The organism is Neobacillus sp. PVCKKU3, assembly GCF_058323225.1.
The window spans coordinates 49,275-59,923 of sequence record NZ_JBLVQN010000038.1 but is presented as its reverse complement, the minus strand read 5'-3'; the positions used below and the strand labels follow the sequence as shown (position 1 = coordinate 59,923).

Genomic DNA, 10,649 nt, shown 5'->3' with positions numbered 1-10,649 from the left:
CTATTGTGAATTAGAAAACTACTCTCAATATAATTTTCGTGACACAACAGTTATATCCGGTGGTGCCAAAGCTAATGAAAAATAAATGAAAAATACGTAATAGAAAATTCATTTGGCTCTCATATTATGGAAATAACGTACTCAATTACGCTGCTACAGGAATGTGTGAGCGTCTTTGAGTAAAATAGGAATCCGTTTTTCCTTATCGAAGTAATGGGGGAGGCAAGTTGAAAAAACGCATAAAAAAAGTATCTAATTACTCTAATTGTTAATTAAGGGAGGTGTGACTTTTGGCTAAAAATGTACTTTGTGGAAGTAAATAATGGTACCTAATGGGGCGATGGAAACAATTTAATGTAGAAACTATTTATGAAGTCAGTCATAAATGATGACAGGAATCCCTAACAGAAAAACCGATCGCAAGGCATTAATTACTCAAGTCAATTTTTTTTGGGAATAGCCTTGCAAGGTTTTCTTCCTATTTTGTTTTAGTAAAGATTTTTCCATTGTTTAGCTCACACCAATCCGATAATTCGTCATAGGTTTCCTTATTTCCGTATTTTTCAAAAAAAGCTTCCTTATTATCGAATACTTCCATATCACCATTTTCTAGTAATGTTACCATTTGATAAGGATTTAATAGAAAAACCTTGGAAACAGCTATTAATTCACCTATATGTACATTATCAGCTATATTTTCCATTATTTCCGCTCCTTTTACAGATCGCATCTAGTTAAAACTTCTTAAAGTATTTACCAAAAGTGTCGATATTATTATTGTGCCTATTATCCCAAAAACCATAGGGCAGAATGGGAATTGTCAAAATAAATGGCATGAGTCCAGTTATTAACTGAACTCATGCCAAATTAGCTTTTGGTCAATATTCGTCTTCGCTATACATTGCAGCGATAAATTCATGCAGTTTGTCTTCTTCATAATCGCTTAATTCCCTCATGGGTATGACAGTTTGATGTTGAGGGTCACGCCCGCGTATTTCAGCAACTAATTTCTCATCTAGAAATACATTAAAAGCGGGTTCATTTTCATGGGATGGTTGAATTGGTTCTTTTCGAAAATTCGGTTTATGTTCTGACATAATAAACTCCTTTTCTCACTAAACTATTTATCCCTCATTATCACCCAATCTTCTGCCTTTATGTAATTGCCATAAATATAACGTATTTTTTAATTAATTTTTAATCATATTCCACTAAGAAATAAGAATGAAGAAACGGGGGAGAATAAATATGTAGCGAATTCTGTACAAATCAAGAATTCTGGGGATAACCTGGTTTCACGTGTGAAAAAATTTAAGATGAAAGGATAGATCGGATGAGTGACCAATCATGGAGAGTAGACTCTTATCAAGAAGGACCATATAAAATAAGTGTTAGGAAAAATTTAGAGAATGATCGGGTAGACGAAGGTGATTTGCCTGAAAACGAACGTCCTGAACGAATCAATCTTAAAAATAAGAAGTGAATAGATCTGGATATCCTCAAAACGCTATTCTTGTTGTGCTAAAGGGGACTTAAGATAGCCCTTCCAATAAAGAAGGGCTTATCCAATGTATCTGCAGGTTGAAAAAGACTGAAATTAAATCAGCTCTTTCTCTGATTCCTTCGTATAATGCACTACTTGATCAAGTTTGCCATTCTTGAGTTTTACTGCCCATTCTGGATCAGCTAGCACAGCACGGCCGACGGCTACATAGTCAAATTCGCCTGCTTTGATTTTTTCATCTATAATTCCGAGATTGTCTACAATTGTTACATTATCATTATCCTGATTGCTCAGATAGGCGCGGTTAATTCCAACAGAACCGACCGCAATCGTTGGCTTTTTAGTAATTCGTTTCGTCCAGCCTGCCAAGCCTAATGATGGATCTTCATCTTTAAATTCAGGTTCCCATATTCGTCTTGTCGAGCAGTGGAAAATATCTACGCCAGCTTCAACCAAAGGGGTGAGCAATTGTTCAAGTTCAGTAGAGTTATTCGCTAATTTGGCTTGATAATCGGTTCCTTTCCATTGTGAGTAGCGAAGGACAATTGGAAAATCTGGTCCGACTGCTTTCCGGCAAGCACGAACAATATCTGCCGCGAATTTTGTCCGCTCTCCTAGATCCCCGCCATACTCATCTGTCCGCTTGTTCGTTAATTCCCAAAAAAATTGATCAATTAAGTAGCCATGCGCTCCATGCAATTCAATTCCGTCAAAGCCGATACGCTTCGCATTTGCTGCAGCTTCGGCGTATGCATTAATCATTTCCGTGACTTCTTCTTTTGTTAGAGCCTTTATTTTCTCATTTCTTTGGCCTCTTAAAGTATATCCAGACGGGCTCACAGGAGGTGCGTCAATATTTGGTTCACTTCCTGCTTTCCGTGCGGCACCTACATGCCATAATTGTGGAATGATTTTCCCACCTGCTTCATGTACTTCCTTCACTACATTTGCCCAGCCATTTAAGGCGTCCTCACCATAAAAACGGGGGATATCGGGGCTCACTACTGCAGCTGGGTGGTTGATCGCTGTTCCTTCAGTTATGATGAGTCCAATCCCATTCTCTGCACGTTTGCGGTAATATTGTGCAACGTTTTCCCCTGGGATACCTTCTGGTGAAAACATTCTTGTCATTGGGGCCATCACTAACCGGCTTGCTAACTTTTTATTTCCAAATGGTACAGATTGAAACAATGTATGACCTGCGTACTTTTGATCCAAGTCGGGCACTTCCTTCCATTCATTCGTTATATAGTGCTTCCTTTATTCTACAGTTCCTATATAAAAATATAAACTTATAAGTCTTAGGAGAAAAAGACAAGTCTAAGATCATCTTTTAAGCCGTTCTCTTTTGGAGTACCAACAAAGGACAACACAAGTATAAATGCAATGTATTTCACGATTGAAATCACATTCCTTTTTTTTATAGGTGAAATAAATTAGCGGTTCCGTAATGCAACTTCATTAAATATAATAAGAAGCTTTGTCCTTAATTTAGTAACCAGCAGAAGTAGAATAAACGGAGATTTTTCGATTAAATGCAGAATGGAACTTGTTTCAGTGTAAATAAGGGAAGGTTTTCCGATTATGCAATGCAAAATCCCCCATTTTCGCGTTTTTCGATTCAATAGGCGGAATCTTTCCGTCTATTTAAGCTGTTTTTTATTATTTTCACTAATTAAGCGAAATTTTTCCGTCTATGATTATTGAGTCATTATTTATAATTGTTATCATTGCATTAGTGGTATCATAGGGAGCAAGAAAACACGATTTTTTTGTAAAAGTAAACAAAAATACAAGGAGGAAGATCGCATGACAGTTAAAATAAAAGTTTATTCGGATTATGTTTGTCCATTTTGCTTCTTAGCAGAACAACCTCTTGAGGAAGCCATCAAAGGAAAAGATGTAGAAGTGGAGTGGATGCCTTTTGAGCTTCGTCCGTACCCAAACGAAACGTTAAGACCAGAGGGAGATTACTTACAAAGAACATGGAAACAGTCCGTTTATCCGATGGCTGAACGAATGGGAATAAATATCATTTTGCCAAATGTATCCCCACAGCCTTATACACATTTTGCATTCGAAGGTTATCAATTTGCAAAGGAAAAAGGTAAGGGGAATGAGTACAATATTCGTATGTTTCGTGCCTTTTTCCAAGAAGAGCAGGATATTGGCAACATTGATGTGCTTACAAAATTAGCTGGTGAGATTGGGCTTGATGAAAAAGAATATCGAGCTGCACTTGAGAGCCGAACTTATCGGGAAGCCCACCAAAAGGCTTTGCAACATGCATATAATGAAGCTGAGATTACGGCAGTTCCCACATTCATAATTGGAAATACAGGTGCAGCGGGTATTCGGTCAAAGGAAAACCTAGAACAAATTATTAATGAAGAAATAAACAAACAGAAAGTTAGCGGAATTACCGAAGGAATGGCTTGTGGGATTGATGGATGTTAATGTTAATTATGCAGTATGTTTAGGAATTTGTGAAAAAAAGTAATATTGATAAGAAGACTTTCATTCATCAGTTGAAATAGCTGCCAGACGGCAGCTATTTTATCCCATAAAGAATAACGGCCAACTATCTTAAAGGTAGTTGGCTTTATTCATGGTTTTGGAAATATATGGGGTTAATTGAATAAAAGGTAAAGACAGGATCGCCAGGGCGATTTTTTTCTTATATGGCCAAAGTGGCAGTTTAAGAAGAAATTGTTTGGTTAGTAACGAAAATAATAGTTTACTCGTCAGAAGTTAAAGGACTTTGTTTGAATACTTATGCATTAAATGGAGGAGAAGCATTTGAAAACAATAGGTTTAATAGGCGGAATGTGTTAGGAGTCTTCCATAGAATATTACCGAATTATCAATGAGGAAGTTAAGCGGCAATTGGGCGGATTACATTCTGCAAAGTGTATTTTATACAGCGTTGATTTTGAAGAAATTGAACGGTACCAGGCTAGTGGGGAGTGGGAATCCGCGGGGCTTGTCTTGGCTAAAGCCGCTCTGTCTTTGGAAAAAGCAGGAGCAGATTTCATTGTGATTTGCACAAACACCATGCATAAGGTCATCGATTATATTTACGAGAAAATAACTATACCGATCCTCCATATAGCAGATGCAACCGTTAAACAAATACAGAATATGAAGTTTAATAGAATTGGGTTACTTGGCACTAAATATACAATGGTGGATGACTTTTACAAATCTAGAATTGTGGAAAATGGGATAAAGGTATTGATACCAGATAAAGAGGAGATTGATCGAATAAATAGTGTCATTTATGATGAATTATGTCTTGGTACAATCATCCAAACCTCTAAAGAATATTATAAAAAAGTGATCAAAAATTTAGTGGACAGGGGAGCCGAAGGGATTATATTAGGATGTACGGAAAATGGAATACTGGTGAAACCAGAGGATTCCGTAGTTCCATTGTTCGATACAACTATCATCCATGCTATTGAATCAGTAAATAAAGCGTTAGAGCTATGAAAATAATTACACGGGTTTAATAAATCGAGTTAAAGAGTATTTTTCAATGACCTTGGACGGTTCTCCTTCCTTGCTTTGGGACTACAGAACCGTCCTGATATTAAATTTTGAAACATATGGAAATATCATACAAAAAATCTGCCACTATTTTTATGACTTCAACCTATTCGTAATTTTTGAAATGCTAATCCACATAGAAAGAAACATGAATATTCCAAAGATATCAGAAACAATAACATTGTGACCGAAAAATAAGCTTTCATAATGAAATAATGGTGTATTGTAAATCGCGATAAAAAATGAAAATGCCAAAAAAATAAGGCTTAGTTTGCTTTTTGTTATTCTATAAAAGACGTATAGGAGAGCAGTATAGGTCCAAAACTGTGAGTCAAACCATGCGTGAGATAATCGAATTTCAGGTTTACTATGGAAATACGTCGAAACTAAAACTAATAAAACGAGAAAGGCAAGAATCGGGGCAAACTTCACGAATTGTAAAAGCCTAACAAAACTATTTTTTATAACTGGGGTTGGATTTTCTGCAAGTAATTTTTTCGTAATAGAATGATTGAAAAAGATAACCAATAAACTACAACCATAGATGATGAACTGCATGACTTTTCCTCCAAACTTTTTCACTTAAACTATGAATAAAGACTAACATAATAAAAGGAAATTTTACATTATTTTTCCTAAATTTAAGTATAAGTGATCATTTCTTGCTTTATTGTATAGAAATTTGTGAAATTTTAGTTGGAGCGCTGGTTATGGCTGCACTATTTCAGATTTAACAATGGTTCGTATCGATGGTGGCATTTCTTCCAATTAAGCACAATAATTAATTAAGGGGCTGTACCAATAGTCCGAAGATTTTTGGTACAGCCCCTTTTCTCTATTTTCAACATCCATCCAGTTTATTTTACTGGACCCTTAGTAATCTCAGTAAGTTTAGAATTGACGGCAAAGATTTTCGCGTTTAAATCAGTTATTCCAAAGCCGGCTAATCGTTTAGAGTGCATATCTAAATACTGTTCAGCTGTTTCTTTTGTTTCGAAAACATAAATTCCACCTGCTTCATTTGTTTCAGGACTTTCTGTCCAGATCTTCCATATGAAGCCAGGTTCTTCATTAATACTATTCGCTAAATCAGAAAACGCCTCTGCCATTTCATCCCCGAATGGTCCAGTCATGTTGAAATCCACTTGTAATACGTATGCCATTGTCATTCTCCCTTATTTTGAAGTAGTGGTAAAATACAATTCTCCTAGAATCTCCTTCACTTGATAACTATCTTTTGAAAGTTCTTTTTCAATAAAGTTGTTAATCTCCGATTTTTCAACATCATACATCACTTCAATTTCTTTTGAAAAAAGAAGTTTCTCTTTTTCAAGCAAGGTCGAAAGAGGTGGTTGTTGTTTTGGTTGTAGTTCTTCCAGATTTAGAACCTGCTTTAATCCGGCAGCATAGTTTTCCAATGGACGTGCACCGACAATTTTTACCCCTTTATTTTCTTCATTGACGATGATAATGGTCGGGAATCCACGAACACCGAGGTTTCGGGCCAACATGAAATCCTCATTTAATAATTGCTGTCCGGTTTGTTGTTCCGCTTCATTTACAATAGCTGTTCCATCAAGTCCAAGCTTTTTGACAATCTCGATTAAAACGGATTCATCTGAAATATTTTGATTAAATGCGAAGAGGGCTTCTCTTGCACGTCGTAAATATTCAAAGGTCAATATGTCGTTATGATTTTTTTGAATCACTTTAAAGACACGAGACGGGGGATAGGATGATTCAACGGGATTGTTAATCATGAGCGAACCATCAATTGGCATGCGGGAATATTCGCCAACTTCTCTCCAGTGACCAGCCACGTCTGCAGGTTTAAAGATGCCATTTGCAGGATCAATGGGGCCATCATGCCATTTTTCCAGCAGCCCGCCCATAACCGTATGGAAGTTAAAATGCTGGCCATACTGTTCTACAAAACGGCGAAGCACTGGCTCGAGTGCCCAGCAATGAGAGCAGATCGGGTCCGTCACATAATATACATTAACGGTTTTCTTTGGTTGATTGAAATCAATGATTTCCATATTTTCCTCTTCCACTGACCCACATACACCTGTTTCTAAATCACAAATCATGTTATTATTTTCTTTCAAGTCACCATACCGCCTTTCTTTTTTTAAATAAGGTCAGGCCAAAAAGCTGACCATTAAGATTTGATTTTATATTTGTTGTACAATTGCATTGTAGTACATAACGAAAAACACAAATACCGATAGTTCATTGGATTTATCGTATATACAACACATTTTAAAAATTGTCGTAAAAGTAGGAGGTACTTTTGAATGGATCAGGAAAAAACGGACCCCCGTATTCTTCGGACACGTAAATTAATCATGGATTCTTTTATTGAACTTTCAAGTAAAAAGGAATTCAAGGATATTACCATTAAAGATATTACAACAGAGGCGATGGTCAATCGTGCGACGTTTTATTATCATTTCGAGGATAAATATGACTTGCTGGAAAAAGTATTATCAGAGGTTTTGCTGATCAATTTGAATTCCGAACAGGTCGAGCAAAACGAATTAAATGAAGAAGTGCTCGTTAGTATTTTTCTAGCCATTACGAATTTCCAAAATTCTTTATCGAATCGCTGCCATAGAGGGTACGAAGACACCATAGCCCACATTATCAGGGATCAACTAGAAGTTATTTTTTACAAAATGTTACTAAAAAGGCATTCAATAGACGAACATGAAGCACTAAAGAGAACAGCCGTAATGTTAAGCTGGGGAACCTATGGAGCGTCTGTAGAATGGAGAAGAAATAGAGAGGTACCACCGGAAGAATTTATCAAATCGCTTATTCCGTTTATTATATATGGGATTGATTTTGAGACTATCAATCAATAGGTGAAGCATGGGGACGGTTCTCGTGCTTCATTTATTGGCAGACTGGAGCGATTTTCAATCTGAGGATTAAGAGATTAGTTACATGTACTAGGGAGAGGTAAAAGCTAGATTTTCATTATCGTCACATAAAGAATAAACGCCAACTATCCCAAAAACCGGGAAGTTGGCATTATTCATTAGTCGGAAATTCTCTTTTTCCAAACCATTTGTAAATGTCCTCTGGACGGAGAACAACCTATAGTTGGACTAACTCAACTAAAAAAAACGGAGGTAAGTTTATTAAATATGTAATTTATCATCCTTTTAAGATAGGTTCTTTTCCTCCCAGTGCTTCTGTAATACTTCTTGCTGCCTTTTTAAGTTTGTCTCCACAAATAGAAACATAATTTTCGTCAAGATTTGTAGCAAAACCGAGACAGGCAATAACCATGGCGATTTGGCCGCTAAAATCAAAAATGGGGGCTGCAATACCGAATACCCCTGGTGTATGTTCTTCATAACTTACTGCAAATCCCTTGCTACGTACTTCTTTTAAGGTCTCCTTATAGGTTTCTAAGTCGGTAATCGTCTTATCGGTAAATTGTTTCAAATTTACTTTTTCAAGAATTTCCTCCACCCTAGAATCTTCCATATAGGCCAAGTAACACTTACCGAAGGAGGCACTCGTGATTGGGAAATGCTGCCCTAATTTAACAGACACATGAACATGGTAATCTGGAACATCCAGTTCTTCCTTTGCGACGTACATTAAGCGATTATCGGAGATGGGTTCAAGTAAAACACTTGTCATCCGCGTTTCCTCACACACCCATTTAAGGTGGGGCTGAGCCAGTTTGAGGTAATCAATAAATTCCGATGCACGAGAACCTAATATGATCAGATAGGAGCCAAGACTATACTGTTTTGAGTCCGCATCATACGAGACGAATCGATTATGATTTAATAATTTTAAGATTCTATGACAAGTACTTTTGTTGATTGATAAATTTTTAGAGATTTGCGACAACGAGCGTTCTTTACTCTTATATCTACTTAAATATTCTAAAATCTTAATCGCTGCCTCAAGCGCAGGGACCTCCGATTTTTCTCTTTCATTGGGTTTATCCATACCGTAAACTCCTTTTTATAATCTTCCGTAACTCAATTATACAAGCTTAAAGGAAAAAGCAAATATGCCGTACAATTATTCCTTATGTATATTTTCAGAAAAAACAAAAAGATATAATGTGTCAAATTATAAATTGTAATCCTTTAATTGTCTAATATTTTATTTTATTAAAAAAATTAAAAATATTATTGACGAATTGATTGTGCGAATAGTATTGTTGTTCCAATAGTGGTACACAATTCCCTGTGTGAAACAACAATATGAATCTCTTAAAGTATCTATTAGCCCAACCATTTTGGGAATAGAAATTTTTTTGGGATTAATGTTCCGTATACGGAACATTTGGATTATATGTGGAACATTTACATCCGATTAACTCTCTCCATCGGATGTAATAGTTGAACTCATCAGGGCAAAGGATTTTAAGGATATTTAAATTAAGGAAGGAAAGTGAAAAAAGTGGATTTTCGATTATCAGATGACATTCAATTTTTAAAGCAAAGTATTCGTGATTTTATTGATAGTGAAGTAGATCCATTGGCAATGGACATTGAAGAGAATAATGAAATTCCTGAAAAAATTATGAACATGTCCAAGGAAATGGGATTGTTCGGATTAAGTATCCCGGAGGAATATGGCGGTATCGGTATTGGTATGGTGGGGAAATGTGCGATTTATGAGGAATTAGGAAGAACCCATAATGGCTATACCACTGTCATTGGTGCTCATACCGGGATTGGGTCCGTAGGGATTGTCGAAATGGGGAATGAAGAACAAAAGCGGAAGTATTTGCCGCCGATGGCAAGGGGAGAAATGATTGGTGCGTTTGCTTTAACGGAACCAAGTGCTGGCTCAAATGCAACAAATCTAAAAACAACTGCTGTAAGAAAAGGCGACAAATACATACTGAATGGGAGCAAACATTATATTACCAATGCTCCGATAGCCGATGTCTTTACCGTCATGGCGGTGACAGATCCTTCTAAAGGTGCAAAAGGCATTACGTCCTTTATTGTTGAAAAGGACTTTCAAGGCTTTACAATTGGAAAAAATGAAAAGAAAATGGGTCTCCGTGGATCCCATTCAGCCGAAATTTTCTTTGAAGATTGTGAAGTTCCAGCAGAAAATGTGCTCGGTCAAGAAGGTCAAGGTTATGTAAACGCTTTAAAAATCCTGGCCAATGGTCGGGCAGGACTTGCAGCACGTAACTTAGGTTCTTGCGAAAAGCTGTTGGAAATGTCGATCCAACATGCCAATTCGCGAATCCAATTTGGCAAACCAATTTTTGAACAGCAAATCATTCAACATTATTTGGCTGATATGGCTCTTGATATCGAATCATTACGGAGCATGACTTATCGTGTGGCTTGGATGGTGGATCAAGGGATGAAGGTCATCAAGGAAGCAGCTATGGTAAAACTTCTTGGTTCCGAAGTTTATAATCGTACCGCAGATAAAGCAGTACAAATTCACGGAGGCCTTGGCTATATTGCGGAATTCCCAGTGGAACGTTTTTATCGGGATGCTAGAATAACGAAAATTTATGAAGGAACCTCCGAAATCCAAAAAAATATTATCGCGGCACAGTTGAAAAACGAATACCTTTAATCAAAGAAAAGAG

At 36.7% G+C, this 10,649-nt stretch carries 11 protein-coding genes; 5 read left to right on the top strand and 6 right to left on the bottom strand.

Annotation, left to right across the window (positions count from 1 at the left end):
- Positions 1 to 478: 478 nt before the first annotated feature.
- Together ACNQGS_RS22120 and ACNQGS_RS22115 are read right to left on the bottom strand one after the other, a co-directional pair.
- Entirely contained in the window at positions 479 to 703 is a 225-nt protein-coding gene (locus ACNQGS_RS22120) for a hypothetical protein (RefSeq protein WP_491489224.1), read from the bottom strand.
- Positions 704 to 878: 175 nt separating this feature from the next.
- Positions 879 to 1,097, bottom strand: coding sequence for a hypothetical protein (locus ACNQGS_RS22115; protein ID WP_378581959.1), 219 nt, complete (start codon positions 1,095 to 1,097; stop codon positions 879 to 881).
- A gap of 236 nt (positions 1,098 to 1,333) precedes the next feature.
- On the opposite strand from ACNQGS_RS22115, the gene ACNQGS_RS22110 reads away from it, so the two are divergent.
- Positions 1,334 to 1,483 (top strand): hypothetical protein, encoded by a 150-nt coding sequence (locus ACNQGS_RS22110; protein WP_491489223.1) that lies wholly within the window; start codon positions 1,334 to 1,336, stop codon positions 1,481 to 1,483.
- 114 nt (positions 1,484 to 1,597) lie between these two features.
- On the opposite strand, the gene ACNQGS_RS22105 is transcribed toward ACNQGS_RS22110, so the two are convergent.
- The gene (locus ACNQGS_RS22105) at positions 1,598 to 2,722 is read right to left on the bottom strand and encodes an NADH:flavin oxidoreductase (RefSeq protein WP_491489222.1); all 1,125 of its coding nucleotides are present in this window, start codon (positions 2,720 to 2,722) and stop codon (positions 1,598 to 1,600) included.
- Positions 2,723 to 3,313: 591 nt separating this feature from the next.
- Between ACNQGS_RS22105 and ACNQGS_RS22100 the strand changes: the two genes are divergently transcribed.
- Positions 3,314 to 3,961, top strand: coding sequence for a DsbA family oxidoreductase (locus tag ACNQGS_RS22100; RefSeq protein WP_491489221.1), 648 nt, complete (start codon positions 3,314 to 3,316; stop codon positions 3,959 to 3,961).
- 387 nt (positions 3,962 to 4,348) lie between these two features.
- The gene (locus ACNQGS_RS22095; RefSeq protein WP_491489231.1) at positions 4,349 to 4,996 is read left to right on the top strand and encodes an aspartate/glutamate racemase family protein; all 648 of its coding nucleotides are present in this window, start codon (positions 4,349 to 4,351) and stop codon (positions 4,994 to 4,996) included.
- Positions 4,997 to 5,910: 914 nt separating this feature from the next.
- Here the strand turns inward: ACNQGS_RS22095 and ACNQGS_RS22090 are convergent.
- Positions 5,911 to 6,216, bottom strand: coding sequence for a monooxygenase (locus ACNQGS_RS22090; RefSeq protein ID WP_491489220.1), 306 nt, complete (start codon positions 6,214 to 6,216; stop codon positions 5,911 to 5,913).
- A gap of 12 nt (positions 6,217 to 6,228) precedes the next feature.
- Positions 6,229 to 7,143 (bottom strand): DsbA family protein, encoded by a 915-nt coding sequence (locus tag ACNQGS_RS22085; protein ID WP_491489230.1) that lies wholly within the window; start codon positions 7,141 to 7,143, stop codon positions 6,229 to 6,231.
- Positions 7,144 to 7,350: 207 nt separating this feature from the next.
- On the opposite strand from ACNQGS_RS22085, the gene ACNQGS_RS22080 reads away from it, so the two are divergent.
- Entirely contained in the window at positions 7,351 to 7,920 is a 570-nt protein-coding gene (locus tag ACNQGS_RS22080; protein ID WP_491489219.1) for a TetR/AcrR family transcriptional regulator, read from the top strand.
- A gap of 295 nt (positions 7,921 to 8,215) precedes the next feature.
- Here the strand turns inward: ACNQGS_RS22080 and ACNQGS_RS22075 are convergent, their stop codons facing one another.
- Positions 8,216 to 9,028, bottom strand: a complete 813-nt coding sequence (locus ACNQGS_RS22075) for an IclR family transcriptional regulator (RefSeq protein ID WP_491489218.1) — start codon at positions 9,026 to 9,028, stop codon at positions 8,216 to 8,218.
- 459 nt (positions 9,029 to 9,487) lie between these two features.
- On the opposite strand from ACNQGS_RS22075, the gene ACNQGS_RS22070 reads away from it, so the two are divergent.
- Complete coding sequence (locus ACNQGS_RS22070; protein ID WP_491489229.1) at positions 9,488 to 10,636, top strand: acyl-CoA dehydrogenase family protein; 1,149 nt, start codon at positions 9,488 to 9,490, stop codon at positions 10,634 to 10,636.
- Positions 10,637 to 10,649: the final 13 nt, after the last annotated feature.

What these genes read in the sequence shown, in the direction of transcription:
- ACNQGS_RS22120 (WP_491489224.1), bottom strand. Translation starts at nt 703, where the DNA reads ATGGAAAATATAGCTGATAATGTACATATAGGTGAATTAATAGCTGTT.
- ACNQGS_RS22115 (WP_378581959.1), bottom strand. Translation starts at nt 1,097, where the DNA reads ATGTCAGAACATAAACCGAATTTTCGAAAAGAACCAATTCAACCATCC.
- ACNQGS_RS22110 (WP_491489223.1), top strand. Translation starts at nt 1,334, where the DNA reads ATGAGTGACCAATCATGGAGAGTAGACTCTTATCAAGAAGGACCATAT.
- ACNQGS_RS22100 (WP_491489221.1), top strand. Translation starts at nt 3,314, where the DNA reads ATGACAGTTAAAATAAAAGTTTATTCGGATTATGTTTGTCCATTTTGC.
- ACNQGS_RS22090 (WP_491489220.1), bottom strand. Translation starts at nt 6,216, where the DNA reads ATGGCATACGTATTACAAGTGGATTTCAACATGACTGGACCATTCGGG.
- ACNQGS_RS22085 (WP_491489230.1), bottom strand. Translation starts at nt 7,143, where the DNA reads ATGATTTGTGATTTAGAAACAGGTGTATGTGGGTCAGTGGAAGAGGAA.
- ACNQGS_RS22080 (WP_491489219.1), top strand. Translation starts at nt 7,351, where the DNA reads ATGGATCAGGAAAAAACGGACCCCCGTATTCTTCGGACACGTAAATTA.
- ACNQGS_RS22075 (WP_491489218.1), bottom strand. Translation starts at nt 9,028, where the DNA reads ATGGATAAACCCAATGAAAGAGAAAAATCGGAGGTCCCTGCGCTTGAG.